Source organism: Parvibaculum sp. (assembly GCF_002684405.1).
GTDB lineage: Bacteria > Pseudomonadota > Alphaproteobacteria > Parvibaculales > Parvibaculaceae > Parvibaculum.
The window spans coordinates 1-22,171 of record NZ_NYVD01000060.1 but is presented as its reverse complement, the minus strand read 5'-3'; the positions used below and the strand labels follow the sequence as shown (position 1 = coordinate 22,171).

General features: G+C 60.1%; 25 protein-coding genes and 1 pseudogene. 13 read left to right on the top strand and 13 right to left on the bottom strand.

Going from position 1 to position 22,171, the window contains the following annotated elements:
- Positions 1-91 precede the first annotated feature (91 nt).
- From CMI59_RS05165 to CMI59_RS05155, 3 genes are read left to right on the top strand one after another with little or no spacing between them, the layout of a single operon-like run.
- On the top strand, positions 92-700 hold the full coding sequence (locus CMI59_RS05165; RefSeq protein WP_167093459.1) for a DUF6088 family protein: 609 nt from the start codon (positions 92-94) through the stop codon (positions 698-700).
- Positions 693-1,766 carry a nucleotidyl transferase AbiEii/AbiGii toxin family protein gene (locus tag CMI59_RS05160; protein ID WP_167093461.1) on the top strand — a complete coding sequence of 358 codons (1,074 nt, stop codon included), beginning with the start codon at positions 693-695 and terminating at the stop codon, positions 1,764-1,766. Before CMI59_RS05165 ends, CMI59_RS05160 begins: the two co-directional genes overlap by 8 nt.
- Positions 1,767-1,801: 35 nt before the next feature.
- Positions 1,802-2,092 (top strand): HigA family addiction module antitoxin, encoded by a 291-nt coding sequence (locus CMI59_RS05155; RefSeq protein ID WP_167093463.1) that lies wholly within the window; start codon positions 1,802-1,804, stop codon positions 2,090-2,092.
- Between the two features lie 258 nt (positions 2,093-2,350).
- Here the strand turns inward: CMI59_RS05155 and CMI59_RS05150 are convergent, their stop codons facing one another.
- Both CMI59_RS05150 and CMI59_RS05145 read right to left on the bottom strand, forming a co-directional pair.
- A complete protein-coding gene (locus CMI59_RS05150; RefSeq protein WP_293325630.1) occupies positions 2,351-3,265 on the bottom strand; it encodes a nucleotidyl transferase AbiEii/AbiGii toxin family protein in 915 nt (304 codons plus the stop codon).
- The gene (locus CMI59_RS05145) at positions 3,258-4,106 is read right to left on the bottom strand and encodes a type IV toxin-antitoxin system AbiEi family antitoxin domain-containing protein (protein WP_293325627.1); all 849 of its coding nucleotides are present in this window, start codon (positions 4,104-4,106) and stop codon (positions 3,258-3,260) included. Before CMI59_RS05145 ends, CMI59_RS05150 begins: the two co-directional genes overlap by 8 nt.
- 386 nt (positions 4,107-4,492) lie before the next feature.
- Between CMI59_RS05145 and CMI59_RS05140 the strand changes: the two genes are divergently transcribed.
- Positions 4,493-5,707, top strand: a complete 1,215-nt coding sequence (locus tag CMI59_RS05140) for an RNA-guided endonuclease TnpB family protein (RefSeq protein ID WP_167093471.1) — start codon at positions 4,493-4,495, stop codon at positions 5,705-5,707.
- Positions 5,708-6,186: 479 nt separating this feature from the next.
- Here the strand turns inward: CMI59_RS05140 and CMI59_RS05135 are convergent, their stop codons facing one another.
- The 3 genes from CMI59_RS05135 to CMI59_RS05125 are packed head-to-tail and all read right to left on the bottom strand — an operon-like array spanning position 6,187 to position 6,977.
- Positions 6,187-6,474 carry a HigA family addiction module antitoxin gene (locus tag CMI59_RS05135; RefSeq protein WP_167093473.1) on the bottom strand — a complete coding sequence of 96 codons (288 nt, stop codon included), beginning with the start codon at positions 6,472-6,474 and terminating at the stop codon, positions 6,187-6,189.
- 10 nt (positions 6,475-6,484) lie between these two features.
- On the bottom strand, positions 6,485-6,763 hold the full coding sequence (locus tag CMI59_RS05130; RefSeq protein ID WP_167093475.1) for a type II toxin-antitoxin system RelE/ParE family toxin: 279 nt from the start codon (positions 6,761-6,763) through the stop codon (positions 6,485-6,487).
- Between the two features lie 31 nt (positions 6,764-6,794).
- Positions 6,795-6,977: a hypothetical protein gene (locus tag CMI59_RS05125; protein ID WP_167093477.1), complete on the bottom strand. Its 183-nt coding sequence runs from the start codon at positions 6,975-6,977 to the stop codon at positions 6,795-6,797.
- 155 nt (positions 6,978-7,132) lie between these two features.
- Here CMI59_RS05125 and CMI59_RS05120 point away from each other — a divergent pair, with 155 nt between their 5' ends.
- The 3 genes from CMI59_RS05120 to CMI59_RS05110 all read left to right on the top strand — a co-directional run bounded on the left by CMI59_RS05120 (position 7,133) and on the right by CMI59_RS05110 (position 9,231).
- Positions 7,133-7,438: a hypothetical protein gene (locus CMI59_RS05120; RefSeq protein ID WP_167093479.1), complete on the top strand. Its 306-nt coding sequence runs from the start codon at positions 7,133-7,135 to the stop codon at positions 7,436-7,438.
- A 243-nt stretch (positions 7,439-7,681) separates the two neighbouring features.
- Complete coding sequence (locus tag CMI59_RS05115; protein WP_167093481.1) at positions 7,682-7,906, top strand: helix-turn-helix domain-containing protein; 225 nt, start codon at positions 7,682-7,684, stop codon at positions 7,904-7,906.
- Positions 7,903-9,231, top strand: a complete 1,329-nt coding sequence (locus CMI59_RS05110; protein WP_293325616.1) for a HipA domain-containing protein — start codon at positions 7,903-7,905, stop codon at positions 9,229-9,231. Before CMI59_RS05115 ends, CMI59_RS05110 begins: the two co-directional genes overlap by 4 nt.
- A 58-nt stretch (positions 9,232-9,289) precedes the next feature.
- On the opposite strand, the gene CMI59_RS05105 is transcribed toward CMI59_RS05110, so the two are convergent.
- Positions 9,290-9,595: a HigA family addiction module antitoxin gene (locus tag CMI59_RS05105; protein WP_167093485.1), complete on the bottom strand. Its 306-nt coding sequence runs from the start codon at positions 9,593-9,595 to the stop codon at positions 9,290-9,292.
- Between the two features lie 5 nt (positions 9,596-9,600).
- A complete protein-coding gene (locus tag CMI59_RS05100) occupies positions 9,601-9,828 on the bottom strand; it encodes a type II toxin-antitoxin system RelE/ParE family toxin (protein WP_293325647.1) in 228 nt (75 codons plus the stop codon).
- A 65-nt stretch (positions 9,829-9,893) separates the two neighbouring features.
- Here CMI59_RS05100 and CMI59_RS05095 point away from each other — a divergent pair.
- Together CMI59_RS05095 and CMI59_RS05090 are read left to right on the top strand one after the other, a co-directional pair.
- A pseudogene (locus tag CMI59_RS05095) lies at positions 9,894-10,150 on the top strand (type II toxin-antitoxin system HicA family toxin).
- Positions 10,147-10,491 (top strand): type II toxin-antitoxin system HicB family antitoxin, encoded by a 345-nt coding sequence (locus tag CMI59_RS05090; protein ID WP_167093489.1) that lies wholly within the window; start codon positions 10,147-10,149, stop codon positions 10,489-10,491. Before CMI59_RS05095 ends, CMI59_RS05090 begins: the two are co-directional and overlap by 4 nt.
- A 65-nt stretch (positions 10,492-10,556) precedes the next feature.
- Here CMI59_RS05090 and CMI59_RS05085 read toward each other — a convergent pair whose 3' ends face one another.
- Positions 10,557-11,411, bottom strand: a complete 855-nt coding sequence (locus CMI59_RS05085; RefSeq protein ID WP_167093491.1) for a nucleotidyltransferase domain-containing protein — start codon at positions 11,409-11,411, stop codon at positions 10,557-10,559.
- 25 nt (positions 11,412-11,436) lie between these two features.
- Between CMI59_RS05085 and CMI59_RS05080 the strand changes: the two genes are divergently transcribed.
- Positions 11,437-12,315, top strand: a complete 879-nt coding sequence (locus CMI59_RS05080) for a metallophosphoesterase (protein ID WP_293325605.1) — start codon at positions 11,437-11,439, stop codon at positions 12,313-12,315.
- 22 nt (positions 12,316-12,337) lie between these two features.
- Here the strand turns inward: CMI59_RS05080 and CMI59_RS05075 are convergent, their stop codons facing one another.
- From CMI59_RS05075 to CMI59_RS05060, 4 genes are all read right to left on the bottom strand, one after another.
- Positions 12,338-13,708 (bottom strand): rhodanese-like domain-containing protein, encoded by a 1,371-nt coding sequence (locus tag CMI59_RS05075; RefSeq protein ID WP_293325602.1) that lies wholly within the window; start codon positions 13,706-13,708, stop codon positions 12,338-12,340.
- Positions 13,709-13,803: 95 nt separating this feature from the next.
- Positions 13,804-14,322, bottom strand: a complete 519-nt coding sequence (locus CMI59_RS05070) for a BLUF domain-containing protein (protein ID WP_167093497.1) — start codon at positions 14,320-14,322, stop codon at positions 13,804-13,806.
- Between the two features lie 89 nt (positions 14,323-14,411).
- The gene (locus tag CMI59_RS05065; RefSeq protein WP_167093499.1) at positions 14,412-15,440 is read right to left on the bottom strand and encodes a cyclopropane-fatty-acyl-phospholipid synthase family protein; all 1,029 of its coding nucleotides are present in this window, start codon (positions 15,438-15,440) and stop codon (positions 14,412-14,414) included.
- Positions 15,441-15,458: 18 nt separating this feature from the next.
- A complete protein-coding gene (locus tag CMI59_RS05060) occupies positions 15,459-16,283 on the bottom strand; it encodes a DUF1295 domain-containing protein (protein ID WP_167093501.1) in 825 nt (274 codons plus the stop codon).
- A gap of 145 nt (positions 16,284-16,428) precedes the next feature.
- Here CMI59_RS05060 and CMI59_RS05055 point away from each other — a divergent pair, with 145 nt between their 5' ends.
- Positions 16,429-17,112, top strand: a complete 684-nt coding sequence (locus CMI59_RS05055; protein ID WP_167093503.1) for a DUF6134 family protein — start codon at positions 16,429-16,431, stop codon at positions 17,110-17,112.
- Positions 17,113-17,121: 9 nt separating this feature from the next.
- Here the strand turns inward: CMI59_RS05055 and CMI59_RS05050 are convergent, their stop codons facing one another.
- Complete coding sequence (locus tag CMI59_RS05050) at positions 17,122-19,206, bottom strand: TonB-dependent receptor (RefSeq protein WP_293325593.1); 2,085 nt, start codon at positions 19,204-19,206, stop codon at positions 17,122-17,124.
- A 213-nt stretch (positions 19,207-19,419) separates the two neighbouring features.
- Between CMI59_RS05050 and CMI59_RS05045 the strand changes: the two genes are divergently transcribed.
- Positions 19,420-20,082, top strand: coding sequence for a cytochrome c oxidase assembly protein (locus CMI59_RS05045; protein WP_293325590.1), 663 nt, complete (start codon positions 19,420-19,422; stop codon positions 20,080-20,082).
- A gap of 105 nt (positions 20,083-20,187) precedes the next feature.
- Complete coding sequence (locus tag CMI59_RS05040) at positions 20,188-22,068, top strand: potassium transporter Kup (RefSeq protein ID WP_293325588.1); 1,881 nt, start codon at positions 20,188-20,190, stop codon at positions 22,066-22,068.
- Positions 22,069-22,171: the final 103 nt, after the last annotated feature.

Sequence of the window (22,171 nt, the reverse complement as noted above, 5' to 3'; positions counted from 1 at the left end):
AACTATATGAATATGAAATGATTTTTCGAAAACATGCAAAATTGCTTGTTAGAAATATATATGATAATATCTAACAAGAAAGTGAGGCTCAATGTCTGCAATTGCCGACAAAATCATGAAGCGGGTACGCGGCAAAGGCCGTGGCTGGGTCTTTACACCCAAAGACTTCATCGATTTCGGCACGCGCGGGTCTGTCGATATGGCGCTTTCGCGGCTTGTCCAGTCGGGAACGATCAGGCGCGTCGGGCGCGGCCTTTATGACTACCCGGAACTACACACGAAGCTCGGGCCTCTAAGCCCGGACGCAGATAGGCTTGCTCGCGCGGTTTCACGACAAGGCGGCGACCAGGTGACTACCTCCGGCGCGGCGGCGGCAAACCGCCTTGGGTTTTCGACCCAAGTCCCGGCCAAAGCCACCTATGCGACGACCGGCCCGACGCGCACCAAGAATGTCGCGGGACGCACCCTGACCCTCAAACATGCCCGCGCGCCGGTGATCGACAAGGCGTCCGACCGCGCCAATTCGGTGTTGCAAGCTCTCGCCCATATCGGAAAGGACCGCATTGATGCTGATACGATCCGGCAATTGGCGCGCCGCCTCGACGACCACGACATGAAAACACTCATCAAGGCCCGTCCGAAGATGCCGGGCTGGATGGGCGATATCGTGCTGAAGATCGGAGCGGTCAGACATGGATGAGTTCGCTCGCAGACCGGCAGACGACCGCCGCGCCTTCATCCAGGAAGCAGCGAGCCGGCGCGACCTGACCGCCGCCATCATCGAAAAGGACTTCTGGGTCTGCTGGACTCTAAGACGGCTGGTTCGCTGTGCGGAGCTGGAGGGGCATTTCACGTTCAAGGGCGGAACGTCGCTCTCGAAAGCCTATGGGATCATTCAGCGGTTTTCGGAAGATATCGACCTGACCATCGACAGGAACGCGCCGATGGTTCGCGACGCCCCCTCTCCTATGGAGAACGGAATCAGCGGCAAGGAACGCAAACGCCGCACCGATACGCTCAAGGCCGCCGCGCAGGAGTATGTGACCACCGTCGTCATGCCGGTTTTGCGCCGGGAAATCGAGACCGCGCTCGGCACTGCCGAAGGATGGGACATCGTTTCCGATCCGGACGATCCCGACAGCCAGACACTGCTGTTCAATTACCCGCGTCTTGCCAATTACGGCCAAGGATATGGGCGTGGTGGATGGGGCGTTGGCAGATTTGGCGAGGGCGAAATCGGCTACATCAAGCCCCGTATCAAGCTGGAATTTGGCGCGCGCGGAGATACCGATCCGTCGGAACTGAAAGACATTACGCCCTATCTGGCCGAGACATTTCCGGAAGAGCTGCCGGATTCCATATCCCCTATCCCGACTCTGGCGGTGGTGCGGACCTTCTGGGAAAAAGCGACCATCCTCCATGCCCTGCATCACAACGGAAAACTGCGTGAAGGTATGTCGCGGCACTATTACGACACGTTGATGCTGGCCCAAAAGGGCATTGCGGACGAAGCGCTGCAACAGCCGGACCTTCTTGCCCGCGTCGTGCACAACAAGAGCCTGATGTTTGCCGACAACTCCGCCTCTTACGACACGGCCGTCATAGGTTCGTTGCGGCTCGTCCCCTCGGAGGAAATCAAAGCGCGGCTCGAAGAAGACTATGCGGCCATGTCGGAAATGTTCATGGACACCCCGCCTACATTCGAAGACCTGCTGGCGGGGAGCGCCGAACTGGAAGCACGGATAAACGGCCAAGCCGAACGCTGAAGCGGGATCGTCGATTATAATTGACGGGATGTGGAATGAGCTTGGTGAAAAATCCATCGCATCCAGGCGAGGTGCTCAAGGAGTTGTATCTGGACGGGCTGGGGCTTAGCCCGATCGGTCTGGCGAAGCGACTGCACGTGCCTCGCACACGCATTGAGCGGCTTGTAAAGGAAGAGACGTCGGTCACTGCAGACACCGCGATGCGGCTCGGGAAGTTTTTCGGCACCACGCCGGAATACTGGTTGAACCTGCAACGAGCGTGGGATCTGGCGCGCGCCCGCGATGAAATCGACGTCTCCGATATCACTCCGCTAGAGGCGGCTTGACCGCGCTCGATGTGCACAGCCCGCGTTCGAAGCGGTGAGGCCGCCCTGAAGAAGAGGAGACGGCGAAGATGTCTGACTTCGGTAAGGATCTGCTCGCCGCGATGGAAGAAGTCCGGGCTCACGTCGAGGGGCGTCCCAGCGGCGTGACCATCCGTGAAATATGGAGGTGGCGAAGAAAGTTAGCGGGTTTTCGGTATTGGCTAGTGCGTGTTGGGCGCCGTCGACTCTGGAGGCTAACGTCGAAAGTGGTGCCATCTGTCATCGAAACAGCCCCTCTAGCGCCTCGCGTTGCGCTGTATGCTTATCGGGGTTTTCGCGCTTCAATCGCTCCAGATTTTTGAGCTTCCAGCGAATGGCAGGAAGGTTGGCGGCTTCCGGCAGGCCGATAAGGTCGAAGTCGGGCGTCGCCTCATGGAGTGAGAGCAGGAAGGCGGCGATGTCGCCTGTCAGCCGTTCCCGAATATCCGCGTGTAATCTGGCACGCGCTTCGATGAGCTCTTCTTTCGTGACGGTCTCACGCGTCATGCCGACGAATTCGTCATCGTAGAGGGCATCGTTGAGCGGGGCCGTGGGAGCCAAGAGCTCATGCATGGGACGGCCCGAACTCGCCACATAGACCATGAACACCCGAAACAGGTCGTCGGTGAGGCCCTCGTTCTCATACAAGAGTTTCACGTCAAAGAGGTCGCGTGGGTGTTGGCGGTCGAGGGCGGCATGAAGCTTCCCGCCATATAGATCCTCAAAGGCGACCACGTTCATTTCGGCAAAGCCGAATTGCTCCGTTACCGCGTCCGACGCCATCTTCGTCGTTGGCGGATAGACCGCGCCACGCGTCACCGGGGACGTCTCAATCTTAATCTGCGCCCGTTCATCGCTGACCATGATGCGGGTGTCATTGTTGCCGCCACCGGCAATCCGCCGGGTCTGCATCTGCGGGTTTCGTTTGGTGACCGCCGCCATGATGCGGTCGAGTGTCTGGTCAATTTCCATCAGGGACGCTTCGCGTTCGCCAACCGGCAGGTAGGTCAGGTCGATGTCGACCGACAGGCGAGGCATGTCCCGATAGAATAGGTTTATGGCCGTGCCGCCCTTCAGGGCGAACACGTCCTCCGCTGCGATGTCTGGCAGTACGCCCAGCAGGAGCCGAACCTGATCCACATAGCGGTCAAGCATCGGCATCGGCCTCCGGGTCTTCCGTCCGCAAGAAGCTCTTCGGGACGTAGATGCGGTATGTTGGATGGAGCTTGCCGCCTTCGACAAGCGCCCGCGGCCCCGAGCCGAAATCGACCTTGTCGGTACTCAGGTGTTTGCGCCAGGCATGCTGGTGGCGATCGGCGAAGACGAAAAACAGGCGCCGCACCTTTACGCTCTGGCAGGCGGTGAGCAGCGCCATAAGCTGCTTGGGCCGCAGCGTTGTCAGGCTCTCGAAAATCTTGTCCAGAGCCTCGAAGCTGGCTTCGTCGGTCAGTTCGTCGAGAGCTTCTAAAGTGGCCCGCTCAGGAGACGATGCCCTCAGCGACCAACGCCAGACATTCACGGCCTGACTGCTTTCGCGGGTATCGCGGTCAGTGTCGATGATGCCGCTCTTGTCGTCGCCGAACAGGGTGCGTCGGTGCACGACCATCTGTGCGTCGCTCGGCAGTCGCTTCAGCCATGAGGGCACATCGCCGTAGAGGTGGACGCGCGGCGTGCCGCCCAGGTGCAGGTAGTGGGCATGACCCGCCAGGTCGAGCGCGCTCACGCCGCCTAGGTGCACATCGTACTTCATGATCCATTGCAGGGAGAGCAGGGCGCTGTCCCATGGGACAGCGCTTTTTGCCTGCACACCTTCCGGCAGGGGGCGGCGGTAGACGCCCCTCATGACCCGCTCCAGCCAACCTCGGGCCACGTAGTTGTGGATCGACTTAGCATCGATGCCCTGGCCCTTGAGCCAAGGGGTGTCCACCAGAAGGCCCGGTGGTACCTTGTCCAGGAGAGGTTTTAATCGTTGCTGTTTTTGATGGTCCATAACCATCAAAATCGCATATTTTCAAAATAAGGCCAAGTGGGATTTTGATGTTTTGTCAATTGCATGGCTTTTTGCCAATCAAATGAATATTTTTCAAAATTATACCTCGTATACCTTAAGCGTTCTTGAGCCAGCGCCAACTGAAGAAAGTTAAAGGCTTCAACCCCCTACTAAGGGGCACCTTCGGGTGCTCGTCGTCGCTTTCGTCGATCTACGTGATCTTACTAACAACCGATTCCGGAAGATCTTCGATAGCGCCGACTTTCCGCGAGCGGCCTCTCAAGCGGTCATCTGATCAAGCGCGGGAAACCTCGTCTTTCAGGGCGAGGAAGAAAGCGCGGTGGGTAGGGCCTTTTGAAGGCCGGGTTTCTGACTATTTTCGGTGAATGATCGTGAACCGAGCTTACCGATACCGGCTGAAGCCGACGGATGAACAGGCCGCGCAGATGCGTCAGTTCTCCGGCGTGGTGCGTCTCGTTTACAACCTCGCGCTGGAGCAACGTCGGGACTGGTGGCGCCAATACGCCGTCCGAACCGGCAAGTCGCTCACCTATGTAGCTCAGGCCAGAGAGCTCACCGAACTGCGCCGATCGTTCGACTGGATCGCAGCGGTCTCCCAGACGAGCCAGCAGCAGGCGCTGCGCGATCTCGATCGCGCTTATGCGAACTTCTTCGCCGGTCGATCCGGCTATCCCACCCCCCGGCGCCGGGGCGTGAACGACGGGTTCCGCTTCCATGGCCGGGAATGCCGGATCCGACGCCTCAACCGGAATTGGGGCGCGATCCATCTCCCGAAGATCGGAGAGGTGCGCTTCCGCTGGACCCGCGACGTCCTCGGTGACGTGAAGAATGTCACCGTGTCACGGGACCCGCTCGGCTGGCATGTCAGCATCGCCTGCGAGGTCGAGAGCGAGGCGCCGGAGAAGAGAGCAGCAGAAGCGGTCGGCATCGATCGCGGCGTCGCGCATACGCTTGCCTTCTCCGATGGAACATTCGCCGATCTGCCGCTGGAGCGGTTGCGCGTTCTGGACCGCCGGGCGCGCAAACAGGCCAGATCGCTTGCCCGCTGCCGGCGGGGATCGAAACGCCGGGAGAAGGCGAAAGCGCGACTGGCGCGGACCAAAGCGAAGACAGCGCGTGTCCGCAAGCACTGGGTCCATGAGCGCAGCGCCGGTCTCGCAAGGCGCTACGGCACCGTTGTGACCGAGGATCTGAAGGTCGCGAACATGACCGCGAGCGCGCGAGGTACCGTCGAGGCGCCCGGCACGCATGTGCGCCAGAAGGCGGGCCTGAACAGATCGATACTCGAGCAGGGCTGGTACCAGTTCGAGACCTGCCTTCGCTACAAGCTGGAAGCGGCCGGCGGTGTCCTGATCAAGGTGCCCGCGGCCTATACGAGCCAGACCTGTTCGGAATGCGGCTCGATCTCGAAAACCCACCGCAAGAGCCAAGCGGTGTTTCTCTGTTCCGATTGCGGGCACTCGGCCCATGCCGATACGAACGCGGCGCGGAACATCCTTCGGGCCGGAACGCGGCCTTCGGGGAGGGCACCGGTTGCGGGCCCGACGACCCGAGAATCTCGTCAGAATGCACTCGCTGCGGCCTGATGCAAAAATCCCCCTTCTTGAGGTGGGGAAGACGTTAAGGGATCACGGTAGAAGAGCTCTTGGCCGACGGGGTCTCCCCAGAAGAGGCGATAGGCCGGCTTGATGCCGCCTTGGCCAGCTGGACCGTCTTTTCGGATTCGCCCAAGGACCAGGAATGGCTCGACCGCCTTTATCGGGATGGCACGACCTGGATCCGGCCCCGACCTTTTTTCCGGAAGGACGTCGCCGTGGTTTTAGAGCGACGTGACACGGATGAAATGAGGGTCCATGCCGCGCTGAAAGAGCGGGGCAGGGCGACCAGGAAGCACAGGGCCGCTGACGATGCTCGGGAATGGGCCCAGCTCTTCCTGAATTCGCGGTCGAGCCTTTTGTAGGCAAAATGGCTGAATTGCCTACAAAAATTGCCCCAAATCCTGCGAAATGGGGGCAACTTCGAGCAAAAACAAAGAGTTAGGGCTTGTTCGATTTGCTTGCGTCCGTTAAGCGGCGGCCTCTTGCAGGGCCCGTACAGGTGGCTGCTCATGCTGCTGCGCCTGCCACAGATCATAGTTGGCCTGAAGGTTGATCCAGAAGCGCGCAGTGCTTGCCCCCGCCAATTCCAGGCGGATGGCCAGGTCAGGGCTAATTCCCGCCTTGCCGTTTAGCACTCGTGATAGGGCCGTGCGGGACATGGAAAGCCGCTCAGCGGCTTCCGTCACCTGCAAATCCAGCGGTTCGAACACCATTTCTTTCAGGATTTCTCCCGGATGGGGATGCTTGTAAATCATGGCTTTGTCCTCAGTGATAGTCTTGATAATCGACCAGCTCGATATCGGAACCGACAAAGCGAAAGGTCACTCGCCAATTTCCGTTCACCCATACTGACCAGCGGCCTTTCAGCTCCCCTTTAAGCGGATGTAACCGCAATCCGGGTTGCTCCATATCCTTTGGCTCATTTGCGGCATCGAGCATAGCCAGGATCATGGCCAGTCGTTTGGTGTGGGTGGCTTGAATGCCGCGCGTTGAACCGGTGCGATAGAACCTTTCCAGGCCCTTGTGACGGAATCCGATAATCATACCGACAATGTAGCGCGTAACGTTACGCGCATCAACGACCTGCTGCCGCCATGGCACGGTCCATCTGCATGGCCATCAGCACGGGCGCAACCGTCCGATGAAGAACCGGCTTGATGTCGGGGTCGACGCGGTTGGCTTCGCGCCGATATGGCTGGGTTAGGCTGTCAAGCTGGCTCAGCAGCAGAAAACAGTGATGACCATGCTTGATGTGCACAGCCCGCGTTCGAAGCGGCCGAAGTGATCACCCGAGAGAAAGGGCGGGCGGGACAACCTGCAAGGATTTCTTGCAGGTTCAATCTGATTCCGGCCGCCCTGAATCCGGAAGATTCTTGATGGCGCCGACTTTCCTTTAGCGGCCTCTCCAAGCGATTGACCTGCGACGCGGGACGCACCCTGACCCTCAAACATGCCCGCGCGCCGGTGATCGACAAGGCCTCCGACCGCGCCAATTCGGTGTTGCAAGCTCTCGCCCATATCGGAAAGGACCGCATCGATACCGATACGATCCGGCAATTGGCGCGCCGTCTCGGCGACCACGACATGAAAACACTAATCAAAGCCCGTCCGAAACCAGTGCATCGCGCAGGAATGGGCACAGCTCTTCCTGAAATCGCGGTTGAGCCCTTTGTAGGCAAAAAGACGATTTTGCCTACAAATCAAGTGAGGGGTGTGTGAAAGGTTGCCCCCATTTTCCGAGGTGTGGGGCAACGTCGAGCGAAAACAATGGGTTAGGTCCTGTTCGACTTTGCGCCGTTCCTATTTGTTACGTGGCCAATTCGATTGATGAGATATATGCGTCTCATATGGTCGTCAGGAGATAGTACTTCCTGATTTGCGCCATATTCATCTCATTTGTCTTGAACTCTCCCGCATATCCGCTATATGGGATGTATACGTCCCATTTTATGGACCCGATTCATGGACAAGCTCGCATTGATTTCGACCGCCAAAGAGTTCGGCGCCGAGATCCGCCGCCAACGAAAAGCGGCGAAACTTACACAGGCGGAGCTCGCAACAGCGATAGGCACGACCCGACGTCTCCTCTCCGCCCTCGAAAACGGGGAGCGCGGTGTCTCCATCGAGGCGGCACTGGCCGCCGCCAGCGAGCTCGGGCTCGAACTGCGCATGGAACCGAGATCATGACGCGCGAAATCGATGTCTTCGTCGAAGGCGAGGATCGCCCGACCGGACGGCTGTCCGGCGACGAGCAGGGCGCCCTGTCGTTCCGCTACACTGCGGACGCCGTGCGGCCGGTCTCGCTCGCTCTGCCGCTCGAGCGGGAAAGCCTCAAGGACAGCGAAACGCGATCCTTCTTCGACAATCTACTGCAGGAGAATTCGTCACTCGATGCGGTGATGGCGAAGCACAACATCGATCGCTCCGACATTGCAGGCCTGCTTTATCACCTCGGCCGCGATTGCCCAGGTGCGATCTCTTGCGTGCCGGCCGGCGAGGGACCGGGAAAGAGGCCCGGACGCCTGGAGGAAGACTACGATGTGTTGAGCGATAACGATCTCGCCAGGATCATGCGCTCCCTTCGCGACGACAGGCGTCTGCCGGTCGACACCAAGGACCCATCGCCGCTGGCCGGCGTCCAGGGAAAGATCGCGCTTACGTTATTGGCCGACGGATCCTTTGCCATTCCGCGACATGGAACCGGCGTCCCTACCACGCACATTCTCAAGATCCCGCGGCGCGGCGAAGAAGCTCTCGTCGACCAGGAGCATCGATTGATGTCGATCGCGGGCAGGGTTTACGGGGACGAAGTCGCACATGTCGAGCCGCTCGAAATTGATGATGTGCGTGGACTGCATATCACCCGGTTCGACCGTGTCGTCGAGAACGGTGTGGTGAGCCGGATCCATCAGGAGGACTTCTGCCAGGCGCTCGGCCTGCCGAAGAGCCTCAAATACGAACGAGACGGCGAAGGCGGCCGATCATTCAATGCAGAAGCGGTAGGCAAGGTCCTCGGAAAGACAAGGCTGCCGGCCAAGGCGCGGCGCTCCCTTCTGCAGATGACCATCCTCAATCTTGCTCTCGGCAACACAGACAACCACGCCAAAAACCACGCCCTGATCTATCGTGGCAACGCTCCGGAGCTCGCCCCACTCTACGATGTCGTCCCCGTGCTGCTCGACTCGAACATCGATCATCGATTTTCGCTGCATATCGGAGCCGCCGACACGATGGAAGCGCTCACACGCGATGACTTCTTCGACTTTGTAAGAGCGATCGGCCTCAGGGCACGCGGCAGGTCTGGTGAAGACGAAATCCTCAAGAACACCGGAGAGGTCCTAAATGCGATCGCCGGGCTTGTGGATGAACTGCAGGGCGGACAAACGAAGCTGCTTGGCGACATGATCGCACACCAGGTCGAACGTATCTCGGAAGTTCTGGGGCTCGAGACCGAGATTCCAGAGCGAGACGCCTTCCTGCTCAGAGGGGGTGGCTTCCGCCTGCAGAGCTGATGGGGAGGCTTAAATGGGCGTGGACGGTGAATTGCGACGGACAAGCAGGAGCGAAACCCTACGCAGCTTCCAGAGGTTTGGCTCGGTTGATTCGTGCCTTTTCCTTCGGATCGTGCATGGCTTTCCAGAGTTCGCTGCGGCGCTGCGTGTTCAGCCAGAAATCTGGCGTGTTGCCGAACACGCGGGCCAGAATGAGCGCGGTGGAGGCAGTCACATTTCTCTTGTCATTGCAGAGTTCGTTGACGTGCTTGCGTTGTACACCCATGGCCTCGGCCAGTTCGGTCTGGGTAAGCCCGAGCGGCTCCATGAACTCCTCGGTCAGGATTTCGCCGACCGTGGCCGGTTTGCGCTTCGTCATCAACATGAGCTTTACCTGTAGCTGTGATCGTTCAGATCGATATTCCTCGCCTCGCCCCGGCTTGCATCCCACTGGAAAACCAGTCTCCATTGCTTGCTGACGCGGATTGAATGCCAGCCGGACAGCTTGCCCTGCAGCCGTTCGAAATGATTGCCGGGCGGGATACGAAGGTCCTCGTCGGCCATCGCGTCGTCAATCATCTGGAGCTTGCGAAACACCCGCAGCTTTTTTAGCAAAATGCGGGGTTACAAATCGCTAGCACCTTATGCTTACGTATATGATTGTGGCCGATTATATTGCTTGCATGAACAGCAAGCACAAAAGGACGCTCAAAGCTGTGTTTGCCGAGCCCGTCTCAGGAGCGATTGAATGGGCGTCTATCGAGAGTCTGCTTGTTGCTGTCGGGGCGCCCGCGTGATCGAAGGCCGTGGCTCCCGCGTCCGGTTTGAGAAAGATGGTGTAGTCATCTCGTTCCATCGGCCGCATCCGCGCAAGGAGGCCAAACGCTATCAGGTCCGCGACGCCTGCGAATTCCTCTCCCAGATTGGAGCGAGACCATGAACACGATGACTTACAAGGGCTATTCGGCGCGGGTTGAATATGACGATGAAGATGAAATTTTTTTCGGCAAAATCGCCGGTATTTCCGATGTCATAGGGTTTCACGCGGAGACTGTTGCTGATCTGAAGACAGCGTTCCATGAAGCGCTTGATGACTATCTTGCCACCTGCGCAAAGGTTGGTAAGGAGCCCCAAAAGCCCTATTCAGGCAAGATGATGTTCCGCGTGTCTCCGGATGTTCATCGTAAGGCTGCCGTAGCTGCAGAACTTTCCGGAAAGAGCCTCAACCAATGGGCCGAGGAAGCGCTGTCAAAGGCGGCCCAGCCGAATTCGGTCGGGTAGCTTGCTGTGCCCGCAGCCTCGATTGCGCCGTTTGTCAGAAGATCATTTTTGGGTACTTTCGGGTGTCAAAACACCCGCATCCCATCCTTGAGAATATGCGTTTTGATGATGTCACGCGCGCTTTCGATCTCGACGACATCGCAGTCGATTTGCAGGTAGCGCTCGATCACCCGCTGCGTCTCCTGCCATATCGCGAAATAATCCCACCCGGTCACCCGCGTCTTGTCGGCATCGATTGCGATATCGATGTCACTGTCCGGTGTGGCGTCTCCTCGGACGAGGGATCCAAAAAGCCAGAGCGCTTGCACCCCGATACGCCGCAGTTCCGGCTCAAGTTCGCGCAACCCTTCGATGCATTCAGCCTTGTCGGGCACGCGCGGCCGCAGCTTTTCCAACGCGCTGTGTAACGCGCGGATCTCCGCTTCTTCCGCATGTATCAGCTCTATTCGCTGGTGGCCGACCCGCAGCCAGCGGCTCTGTCCGCTCGTGAGGTAGCGGTCTCCGGCCATGCTGTCGCCCGACCCTGACTTGTTGCTGCCCTGACCCATGCTGCCGGCGCTTGGCGAGAAGAGTTCGCCCCGGTACTTCGTAAGCGCGGCCAGGATATGTTCGGGCCGCGGAAATCGGCTTGTGTACCCGTCACCGGGCCGAATGTAGATCCCATCCTCGATGTGATAGGCCTTTTCCTGCTCAGTGAGCTCGGCCAGGGCGGCTTCAACGGCGCCGCGCTCGCCAAGGTGCAGCAACTCGTTTGCTGTGACCGCGCCGCCGTCGGGGAACACGGCAACGTACGCCTCTACCTGCTGTGCCAGACTCATCGCGCTGTTCTCGAGGTTTCCGCTGCCGGTTTTGATGATCAGAAACCGAGCATATCCGATGGAAACGCCAACAGGCCTTGATAATTCGGGTTTTCCGGACATCTTTCAACTAGCAGAGGATTGAGAGATGACCGTCGAGATTTCCGAATTCATGGCCGATGCCTTGGTGCAACCCGGGCCGGACAGGCGCGTCTTCGCGATCGGGGACGTGCATGGCCAGCACGAGGCCTTCCTTGATGTGCTCAAGGCCATGAACGCTGCGGCGGCAGAAAGCGCGGAACGCACCGAGCTCGTTCAGCTCGGCGATCTCATCGACCGGGGGCTGTCCTCCCTGCGCTGCATCGATGAGATGATGAGGCCGGCTGAAACGTTGGGCTTCGACGAGAAAACCGTTCTGATGGCAAACCATGAGCAGCTCGCGCGCATCGTGATGGATGTGGATGCGGGCAAGATCGATCTGTGGCTTGAAAACGGCGCCAAGGCGATCTTTGCAGAATGCGGCGTGCCCGACGAAGTGCGCGCACATATGAACTGGGCCGAAAAGGCACGCGCGATGCGTGATTGCTGGGGCGCGGCGCGTCAGGCTTTTCTGCGTGAATTGCAGCCCTATCGCCGGATCGGAAACCTCCTCTTCGTGCATGCAGGCCTCAACCCGGATGTGCCGAAGGATGAGTTCCTTGCGCGCCCCTGGGATTACAGCTATCGCCCGACCCGCCCCGGTTTCGATGAGGATCACTGGGCGTGGATCCGGTTTCCTTTCCTCAATCATGTCGGCGGATGGGGTGGCGATCTCGTGGTGCATGGGCACTCGCCCGAACCGCGGCTCATCGCCTATGAAGGCGAGGATCCGCGCATGACACACCGCATTCGATATGACCGGCTCGATATCGATGGCGGGGCGGGCATGTCAGAGCCCGTGGCTGTGGCGGGCGCCGAGTTTATTGCGGGTGGGTATCGGATATATAAAGCGCGGATATCCGAGAGCCGTGCTCGGGCGCGGACATAGGTTGTGCGCGCCAGGGCCGCGCCTAGCTGTGGACCGGATATCCGGCCGCTTTCCACGCGCTCATCGATCCCATAAAAACGTCGACTTGCTTGAAGTCTTGTCGGCGCAGCATTGATGCCGCGATGGTGGAACGCGCACCGCTCTTGCACATCACGGTGTAGCGTCGTTGAGGGTCAAGTTCGCGCATCTTCTCTGCGATCTCGCCGACATAGATGTGCTGGGCGCCGTCAATGCGCTCCTCCGCCAATTCGTCTTTGCCGCGCACGTCAAGAAGGGTCCAGTCGTCTGGCGCTTCGTCGAGACGGCGGGCCACTTCGGGAACATCCACAACCGGCATGGATTGAAACGCACCGGACATCGCAGCCCAGCCGGTTATGGACGGGGTGAGAAATCCTTTCACGCCGTCAAAACCGATCCGGGCGAGATGGCGCGACGCACAACTGGCCTGATCCGCGTCGTTGGCGACGAGCAGGATTGCGTCCAACGGATCGAGGAACCAGCCCGCGAAAGCCGGGATCATGTCATCGGGCAGGGCGATCGCGCCGGGCAAATGCGCACCGAGATAGGCGGCGACCCCGCGAACATCGAGGATCGTGGCATCGCCTGCGGCGTCCTGCCAGGCCTTCGGTCCGAATGCGGGCGGTACGGTCGGTTCCTCAAGGCGCGGTCCGCCTTCCAGGTTGATCTCTTCCATCAGGCGGAAATAGGGCGGCTGGTCATGATGCTCGATGAGCTTGGTGTCGATGAAAGCGTCGCGATCGTTCATCCGGAGCATCGGGTTTGTCTGGCGTTCATAGCCGATGGTATTAAAATCGCGGTCCGCCATATTATTGCCGCAGACTGAGCCCGCGCCATGGGCGGGGTAGATAATGGCCTGGTCGCCGAGCGCGCAGATCTTCTGCAGGCTGTCGAATAGGTCGCCGGCGACGTTGCGCGCCCGATCCGGATAAAAGTCGGTGCGGCCCACATCGCCGACAAACAGCGTATCGCCAGTAAAGACGCCGACCGCGTTTTCGCCAAAAGCCTTGTCGTAGATAGCAAAGGACAGGCTGTCATCGGTATGTCCCGGCGTTTCCATCACGCAAAGCGTGAGACCCCCAAAGGTGAAATGATCGCCCTCCCGGACCGTTTCCGCATAGGTGACATCGAGTTTGTCATCGGGGCCGTGATGCACCCGGGCGCCTGTGATCGCGGCGAGGTCAGGCGCACCGGAGACGAGATCCTCGTTCCGGTGTGTCTCGAAAATATGCGTGATGCGGCATCCGCGGCGGTGCGCCATCTCCGCATAGACCGCGCAGTCGCGACGGGGATCGATGACGGCAGCTTCCGTGCCGTCTCCGATGAGCCATGAGAGATGAGCCAGGCCTTCGGTCTTGATCTTTTCCACAAACACGCGCGATCTCCTCTCTGGGAATTCACTAGCCGGCTTGTGAATTAGGGGCCGGATGTGACGAGTTTTTGTCCGTGACGTGGTGAAGAAATGGAGTCTCAGGCCAGGGCCGGTTCGCTGCCGATCTCTCCGCGCCAGGGTATATCGAGAGTGTCGTGGCCCTTGAGCTGGATCCGGAAGAACCAGTCCAGCATGATCCGGGTCGTGTGTGGCAGCTCTGCGGTCCTGCCGCCAGACACGGTCAGGAAATCGGCAACCGTGCAGATCGACGCTTGCGGACAAGTGAGGCACTGCATCTCACATTCGTCCGGCGAAGTGAGAAGAGAGCTTTGCACCACGACCGACCATTCGTCGAAACAGCGAGCCGGAATTTTCTCAAAGGCGACCCGTTTGACCGACCTGATGCGCCGGTCCGCTTCGAGGCGCTCTTCAAGCGCCCGAAGTTCGGCTTCGGCGCCTTCCACGATGTGGAAGAAGGCATTTTCCGCACAGAAGAGTGCACCCGTAATCGCGGCGAAATTGTTCCGGATCGCCGATCCTTCGAATATCTGTCGAAGGTCCCTGTCGCTTATCCGCTCACCCACCCAGGCGCTGAGGCACGCCATCTGGAAAATCATTGTTATTACCCTTGTTTCCTCCCCGGGAAACAAGGGTCGCGTGATAGGCCTGAATAAACCGTATATCCCTGATCTATGTGGGGATTTTCTCAGTCCGCCTGCGGCCGCAACAGGTAATGGCTGACACCCCAGGCCGTGCCGTTCTCATGGCCGAAGAGCCCGGCCGTTGCGAGAAAGAAGAGCCGCCAGCGACGGAACCAGACGCCTGCCTCATTGCCATAGACGTCGCTCAATATGCGGCGGATGGCGGGTGCATTCGCATCGTAGTTTTCCAGCCAGTCGAGCGCGGTGCGTTGATAATGTTTGCCGTTCCAGTTCCAGTCCTGCTCGACCTCGAAAAGCTCGGGGAATTGTCGGATCAGGCCGTGGCTCGGCATATTACCGCCCGTGAAGAAATACTGGGCGATCCAGTCATTGCCGTCTTCATGGTCGAAGCGGTACGGCGCATTGCAATGCGAGAAGACATGGATGAAGAGGCGGCCTTCGGGGTTCAGCCATGTCCTGACGCGTTTCAGCAGATCGTACCAGTTCGTCATATGCTCGAACATTTCGATGCTGATCGCGCGGTCGAACTTGCGATCCGTCTCGAACACATTCATGTCCGCGGTGATGACTTCGAGGTTGTCGATGCCGCGCTTTTTTGCCTCCGCTTCGATGAAGGCGCGCTGCGAAGCGGAGTTGGAGACGGAGACGATGCGCGAATTCGGATAGGTCGCAGCCATGTAGAGCGAGAGCGATCCCCAGCCGCAGCCGAGTTCCAGAATATCCTGTCCGTCGGCAAGGCCTGCGCGCTCGCAGGTGATCCGCAGCGCGGCTTCTTCCGCCTCGTCCAGGCTAGCCCCGTCATGCTGGTAGAAGCAGCAGGAATATTTCAGATGCGAACCGAGCGCGAGCTTGAAGAAGTCGGCGGGTAGTTCGTAATGCTGTTCATTGGCTTCGTCGGTGAAAAGCGCGACAGGGCTTTGCCGCATCATTTCGGCGAAAGCGCGTTCCTCACTTGAGGGCAGATCCATCAATCGCCTGTTCGTGCTGGAGACGCGCATTCCGATCCCCGCCTTGAGCAGGCTGTCGGGAAGCGGCGCATGTTCGGCAAGCGAAACAGTCAGAGATTTCAGCATGATATTGTCCTGAAAAGATCAGTTGGCGGAGGAAACCGGGCGGGTCGTATCCCCGCCGGAGGGCGGCAAGGGAATGAAGGCGCTGACGCGGGCCTGATAGGCTTCATAGGCGGCGCCCTTGGAGGCGAGCATCTCGCGCTCCAGCATGGGCACGCCGGATACCCGGGTCAGAAGCCAGTACATGAAGACAGGGCCGATGAGGGTCAGAAAGCCGGCGTAGTAGCCGTCCGTCAGGTTGATCGCGAAGACGGGATAGGCAAGCCAGCCCAGCCATTCGAAGAAATAGTTCGGGTGGCGCGACCAGCCCCAGAGACCGGCATCGCAGACCTTGCCCTTGTTTGCCGGATCCGCCTTGAACCGGCGGAGCTGACGGTCCGCGAGGCTTTCGCCGAGAATGGCGCCGGCGAGGACGAGGATGCCGGCAATATCGGTCCAGCCAAGGCCGGGCGCGGGATTATGCGCGGCGAAGAAGACGGTGACGGCCAGAAGGAAGGCGGCGACGGCCTGTATCTGGAGAAAAAGCGCCATGCGGGGCGACCAGTAGGAGCCATATCTCTGGGCAAAAGCGACATAACGCGGATCGGGCTCGCTGATCAGCGTGCGCCGGAAAAGATGCGTGGTCAGCCGGGCAGACCAGGCGCCAGCCAGGACGGCGATCAGCAGCTGGCGCTCGCTCAGCCCGCCCTCATGCGGGAAGAGAGCGGCTGCGACGCAGGCCAGGCCCGTCGCCAGCGACCAGACCACATCGACCGCGCCGCCATGCTTTGTGACGCCCTGAACCGCCCAGGCCAGAAGCATGGCGCCACTGACGCTAACGGCTATCAGGCCCAATACTTCGGCCATTTTCCCGGCTCCTCGTTCAATTTCGACTATCTGACTGAGCTATACGCCGGTCAGGCCGAGGCGGATCATTCCCGCGCGGCGTGATCCGGCTCCCGCTCAAATGCGTATCCCAGACAGTCGAAGCGTTACGCCAAGGAGGATCATCATGCCGACCCGCCGCGCACTCCTGTTGGGCACAGGCGCTGCCATTCTGGTCTCGCGCCCGGTCTTTGCCGCCGCTCAAAACATCGTCGAGGCGTCAATGACGCCGCGCCGGCCGGCATCAAACGAAATCGCTTTCGATATTTTCCGCAAGGGGTCGCAAATCGGGCATCACCGGCTGAGTTTTCAGGGCGGCGAGCAGGATTTTCAGGTCGCAATCGATGTGGAGATGGTGGTGAAAATCGGTTTCATCCCTGTCTTTCGTTATGAGCACCAAAATCTGGAGCGCTGGGAGCAGGGGCGCTTTGTGGGCCTTGAAGCAAAAACCAACAATGATGGCGACGACCTCGTGACGAAGGTCACCCAGACGGAGAAGGGCTACAGGGTCGAGTCGACGGGCAAGAAAACCTATGTCGCGCCCTCGCAGGCGCTGGCGGCGACGCATTGGAACATCGACGAGCTGAACGGCCCGATGATCAATCCGCAGAATGGCGAGTTGCTGACACCGGAGGTGGTGAAGCTGGGTGCAGACAAGGTCGCGCTTGCCGATGGCGGGCATGTGCCCGCCGCCGGTTACAGGCTCGAGATGAAAGACCCGCTTTCGCTCTGGTATGACGGGCGGGAACAGTGGACGGCGCTCGACTTCACCGCAGGCGACGGATCCAGCGTGATCTACCGCAAGGTGTAAGCCTGAAGGTCAGAACCGCACCGTCGTGCCCGCATAGATCGCGCGGTCCTCGGCGGGGAAATAGCGCGCCGCGCCGCGGAAATAATCCGCCCGGTCGGCATAACGCGTGTCGAACAGATTCATCACCTTGCCGAAGACGCTCAAGTTCTCATTGATGTCGTAGCTGGCCCGCAGGTTGAAGATGTCGTGGCCGGGGTATTTCTGCGTATTGGCCGCATCCATCCAGTACGAGCCGACATGTACCCATTCGAGTTCCAGCCTTCCGCGATCCTCGTTGAAATTATAACCAAGCGCCACATTGGCCAGTGTGCGCGGCGCGGTGTCCACATCGTCGCCGGAACTGATCGACTCGGTGGTCAGCGGGACCGTGCTGATGGGGCGGTCGAACTCATAGCTGTGCCGGGCATAGGTGCCTGACGCCGCAATATCGAAGCCATAGGCGAGAGGGGCGGCGAGTTCGAGTTCGACGCCGACATGCTGGGTCTTGCCATTGGCGACATTGGTATCGTTGGCGTCGCGGAAATAGAAATTGTGCTTCTTCATGAAGAAGGCCGTGGCGGAATAATTCAGACGGCCGATCCCGCCGCGCGCGCCGACTTCCACGCTGTCCAGAATTTCCGAATGCGCCGCGCCCGCGGTCTCGTTGATGCGCAGGCGGTAGAGGTCGCTTGTTTGCGGCGCGCGTGTGCCGCGCGCAAGCCGGATGAAACCGGTCAGATCCTCGTTGAACCGGTGGACAAGGCCAAGCTTGGGCGAGATGTCGGCGAAGGTGCTGATCTCGCTCGGGATCCGCAATGCCTTGCCGAGCGATCCGTTCGCGGTCCGGTTTTCATAATCGTAGCGCGTGAACTCAAAGCGTGCGCCGGCGTCGAGCGTCGTTGCCTCGTCCAGCTTCCATTCGCTCTGAAGGTAGGGGGCGAGCACAAGCGCGTTGACGGCATAGTCGTAATGCGTGCCCTGCACATAGGAAAAGACGGTGGGTTCGTCCTGGATTTCCGTCAGCGTGCCGCGCGTATAGTCCACGTCGAAACCGGCGATGATGCGGTGCCCGCCATCGAGATTGAAGACGTAGCTCGATTGCATGCCGCCGCCGGTCTGCTGGTTTTCCTCGACGGGCGAGCCCGGCAGGAAGTGCATGCGGAAATCCATATAGGTTCGCCGCGCATAAGGGGTGATGACCAGCATCTGGTCATCCGAAATGCGTCTTTCGATGCGGATCATGGCGCGTCCGGAAAAGGCGTCGCGATAGGCTTCCGGATTGGGATTGGCCTTGTAGATGCCCGGATCCTTGTAGGAGCTGGCATAGGTCGCCGTTTCCTGATTGACGTTCACATAGGTCAACGTCGCCATGATGCTGGTGTCCGGGGCGTCATAGTCGTAGCGCAGACGCGCCTTCTGCTGGTCATAGCCCGAGGCGTCGCGGAAGCCGCCGTCATGACCGAATACGAAACTTGCCCGCATGCCATGGCTCGTTCCGTTGTCGCCCGACACGGTCGTACTCGCCGTGCCCTGGAGGCGCAACACGTCATGCGGTCCGGCCCAGGCAGTGACTTCGCCGCCCGGCTCTTCGGCGGGCGGCCGGCTCAGAACATTGATGAGGCCATGCACCGCATTGGAGCCATAGCGGGCGCTGGCCGGACCGCGCACGATTTCGATGCCGCCATTGATTTCCGGCATGGATTCCATCAGCGCGTTCACATTGCCGAAGCCCGCTGCGCGCAAGGGCACACTGTCTTCCAGATAGAGAAACGACCCTGCGCCGGCGCCGCCGGTCAGCACAGGCGAGCGGATGGCCGTCAGATGTTCGACGCCGAAGCCCTGTTCGATATTGACACCGGGGAGCCGATTGAGTGCTTCGGCGGGCTGGTCGGGCGCGATGAAGTCGTACCGGTAGGGCGGGAGTTTTGCGATATTGCCGCTATGGGTGGCGCGCGGCGTGCCCGGCACGCTCGAGGTCACGACGATGGCACTCTCGGTGTCCTCTTGCGAGGCACGGTTCTCCGCGGCGCGGGCCGGGGCCCATGCGGTCGAAAGTACGAAAATGGCGGCGGCGGCCGAAATACGGCGGCGCGTCATGAATATGGCTTCAGACACGAAACGATTTCCTCCCCTTGCGTCTCCTCCCGCCGGGCGCCCGCTCTGTCGGGGGCTGTCACCGGCCGGATGCAAAGTGATAGCACGGCGCGGTACGGCGCCGAAACGGTGCAAAAGGGCGTTTCGCAGGGGAAACCCTTCGTTTTTTGCGAGACAATCGGTCACGGGTCCCGGGGGGCTGCGCCAGCTTGCCGCAGGGCGATCTGCCTCTTAATGTCCGGCATCATGAAGCGTATCCGCGACAATATCGTTCCGCTCGGCCTTTCCTTCGTGCTGCTGGCCATGGCCACGACGGCAGTTGTCTATGCGCCGACACTTTACCAGTTGTTCTGTCAGGCGACGGGCTATGGCGGGACGGTTACAGTGAAGCGGGACGTCAATCCGGGCGTCGACAGGATCGGCCGTGCGATCACGGTTCGCTTCGACGCCAACGTGGCCAATGGTCTGCCCTGGACGTTCAAGCCGGCGCAGCGGGAGGTAAAGACCCATATCGGGCTTCCCACCAAGATTTATTACACTGCCACTAACAATTCCGACCGCACGATTGTCGGCCGTGCGATCTACAATGTGACGCCGGACGCGGCGGGTTATTATTTCACCAAGACGCAGTGCTTCTGTTTCAACGAGCAGAAGCTCGCGCCGGGCGAGACGGCGAAGATGCCGGTCATGTTCTATGTCGATCCGGAATTCGAGACCGATATCGACACCAAAACCATTCAGACCATCACGCTGTCCTATACCTTCTTCCAGCTCAAGTCGGACAAGGAGGCGGTCGCCAGGGCAACGTCGTTGAAGGATGAAGCGGTGGCGCGCGACAAGGACCTCTCCACAGCCAAGACGGCGGAGTTCGAGGGGCCGCGCCCCTTGCGCAAGTAGTGGTGGAGCAAGGCTCTCCTTCCGGCTGCGATTAGGCTCCATCCATCGGTCGGGATATAAATGCCGGCGGACGGATCAGGCGGATTTCACGGCAAAGGGGCCCTGATGCCCGAAGCTCAGCAGGAAGAGGGGCAGCGCAAGCTGCCGGTTCTCGCGCTTGGCGCGCTGGGCATCGTCTATGGCGATATCGGCACGAGCCCGCTCTATGCGTTCCGGCAGGCGCTGTCGGACCTCTCGCCCAGTCCTTTCCATGTACTCGGCATTCTGTCGCTCATCGTCTGGGCGCTCATCATCGTTATCTCGCTCAAATATCTCGTGCTCGTTATGAAAGCGGACAACAAGGGCGAGGGCGGCATTCTCGCCCTGCTGGCGCTGCTCAATCCCTGGCGGGGCGGAGAGACGCGCGGCAAGACCATGCTGATCGTCTTCGGCATATTCGGCGCGGCGCTGCTTTACGGCGATGGAATGATCACACCGGCGATCTCGGTTTTGAGCGCGGTGGAGGGGTTGGAGACGGCCGCGCATGGGATCGATCCCTATGTGATCCCGATTACGCTGGTCATTCTGGTGGCCCTGTTCTCGATGCAGTCGCGGGGGACCTCCAGCGTCGGGGCTTTCTTCGGTCCGGTGACGCTTGTCTGGTTCATCACCATCGGCGTGCTGGGGGCGGTCCAGATCGTTCGCAATCCGGCGGTGCTGCTCGCCTTCAACCCGCTTTACGCGATCGAATTCTGCACTCAGGCGGGCGGCGTAGCGCTCACCGTTCTGGGTGCGGTTTTCCTGGTGGTGACGGGCGGTGAGGCACTCTATGCCGATATGGGGCATTTCGGACGCGCGCCGATCCGGCTTGCCTGGTTCGGCTGCGCCTTTCCCTGCCTGATCCTCAACTATTTCGGGCAGGGTGCGCTGGTCCTTGCCGACCCCGCGCAGGCGAGCCACCCCTTTTATCATCTGGCACCGGGCTGGGCTCTATATCCGCTGATCGCCCTTGCCACGGCGGCGACGGTGATCGCCTCGCAGGCGGTGATTTCCGGTGCGTTCTCCCTGACCCGTCAGGCGGTGCAGCTGGGCCAGTGTCCCCGCTTCAGGATCATACAGACCTCGTCTGAGGAAACCGGGCAGGTCTATGTGCCCGCGGTCAATGTGGCGCTGGGGCTTGCGACGGTGGGCCTCGTGCTGGGTTTCAAGACATCGGGCAATCTTGCCGCTGCCTATGGCATTGCGGTGAGTTCCACCATGGTGATCACCACGTTTCTCACCTTCTATGTGATGCGCAAGCAGTGGAAGTGGAGCGGCTGGGTTGCGGGTGGCATCGCGCTCTTGTTCCTGCCGATCGATCTGCTCTTCTTCGGCGCGAATGTTCTCAAGATCGGCGAGGGAGGCTGGTTCCCGCTATTGGTCGGCGGCGGCGTGTTCTTGCTGATGCGGACATGGTGGCGGGGGCGCAAGCTGCTGCATGAGCGGCTGACCGAGGACGAGCAGGGGCTGGACGAGTTCATCGGCGAACTGAAAGAGCACGACCTGGCGCGCGTTCCCGGCACCGCCGTTTTCATGGTCGGACCCTCGCCGAAAATGCCGCCCATTCTGCCGCATCACATCGCGCATAATCAGGTCCTGCACGAGCAGGTTCTGCTCGTCACCGTAGCGACCGAGGACGTGCCGCGCGTGAGCGCGCAGGACAGGCTGGAGGTGGAGGCGCTGGGACAGGGCTTCCACCGTATCGTTCTGCATTACGGTTTCATGCAGTCGCCGGATATACCGGTCGCGTTGAGGCTGGCGGACGAACTGGGGCTGAGCATCGACCTCGACAGCCTGACCTATTATGTCGGTCGCGAAACCATTATTCCGACCGACGACGTGCCGGGCATGTCGCTCTGGAGGGAGAAGATTTTCGCCTTTCTCTCGCGGAACGCTATGGACGCTACGACTTTCTATAAGCTTCCTGCGGACCGTGTGGTGGAACTCGGCATTCAGGTACCGATCTAGGCGGGCGGGGGCATGTTTCCGATTTCCGACGACAATTCGAGGCCCGGCACGCCCTATGTGACATGGGGGCTCATCGCCGCCTGCGTTCTCGTTTTCCTCTGGG

Bases quoted from the DNA above. Each gene is read 5' to 3' on its own strand.
- CMI59_RS05130 (WP_167093475.1), bottom strand. From the start codon at position 6,763: ATGATTATCGGATTCCGTCACAAGGGCCTGGAAAGGTTCTATCGCACC.
- CMI59_RS05080 (WP_293325605.1), top strand. From the start codon at position 11,437: ATGACCGTCGAGATTTCCGAATTCATGGCCGATGCCTTGGTGCAACCC.
- CMI59_RS05135 (WP_167093473.1), bottom strand. From the start codon at position 6,474: ATGATTTACAAGCATCCCCATCCGGGAGAAATCCTGAAAGAAATGGTG.
- CMI59_RS05065 (WP_167093499.1), bottom strand. From the start codon at position 15,440: ATGCTGAAATCTCTGACTGTTTCGCTTGCCGAACATGCGCCGCTTCCC.
- CMI59_RS05115 (WP_167093481.1), top strand. From the start codon at position 7,682: ATGGACAAGCTCGCATTGATTTCGACCGCCAAAGAGTTCGGCGCCGAG.
- CMI59_RS05045 (WP_293325590.1), top strand. From the start codon at position 19,420: ATGTCCGGCATCATGAAGCGTATCCGCGACAATATCGTTCCGCTCGGC.
- CMI59_RS05165 (WP_167093459.1), top strand. From the start codon at position 92: ATGTCTGCAATTGCCGACAAAATCATGAAGCGGGTACGCGGCAAAGGC.
- CMI59_RS05150 (WP_293325630.1), bottom strand. From the start codon at position 3,265: ATGCTTGACCGCTATGTGGATCAGGTTCGGCTCCTGCTGGGCGTACTG.
- CMI59_RS05070 (WP_167093497.1), bottom strand. From the start codon at position 14,322: ATGATTTTCCAGATGGCGTGCCTCAGCGCCTGGGTGGGTGAGCGGATA.
- CMI59_RS05105 (WP_167093485.1), bottom strand. From the start codon at position 9,595: ATGTTGATGACGAAGCGCAAACCGGCCACGGTCGGCGAAATCCTGACC.
- CMI59_RS05160 (WP_167093461.1), top strand. From the start codon at position 693: ATGGATGAGTTCGCTCGCAGACCGGCAGACGACCGCCGCGCCTTCATC.
- CMI59_RS05060 (WP_167093501.1), bottom strand. From the start codon at position 16,283: ATGGCCGAAGTATTGGGCCTGATAGCCGTTAGCGTCAGTGGCGCCATG.
- CMI59_RS05145 (WP_293325627.1), bottom strand. From the start codon at position 4,106: ATGGTTATGGACCATCAAAAACAGCAACGATTAAAACCTCTCCTGGAC.
- CMI59_RS05110 (WP_293325616.1), top strand. From the start codon at position 7,903: ATGACGCGCGAAATCGATGTCTTCGTCGAAGGCGAGGATCGCCCGACC.
- CMI59_RS05085 (WP_167093491.1), bottom strand. From the start codon at position 11,411: ATGTCCGGAAAACCCGAATTATCAAGGCCTGTTGGCGTTTCCATCGGA.
- CMI59_RS05040 (WP_293325588.1), top strand. From the start codon at position 20,188: ATGCCCGAAGCTCAGCAGGAAGAGGGGCAGCGCAAGCTGCCGGTTCTC.
- CMI59_RS05155 (WP_167093463.1), top strand. From the start codon at position 1,802: ATGAGCTTGGTGAAAAATCCATCGCATCCAGGCGAGGTGCTCAAGGAG.
- CMI59_RS05090 (WP_167093489.1), top strand. From the start codon at position 10,147: ATGAACACGATGACTTACAAGGGCTATTCGGCGCGGGTTGAATATGAC.
- CMI59_RS05055 (WP_167093503.1), top strand. From the start codon at position 16,429: ATGCCGACCCGCCGCGCACTCCTGTTGGGCACAGGCGCTGCCATTCTG.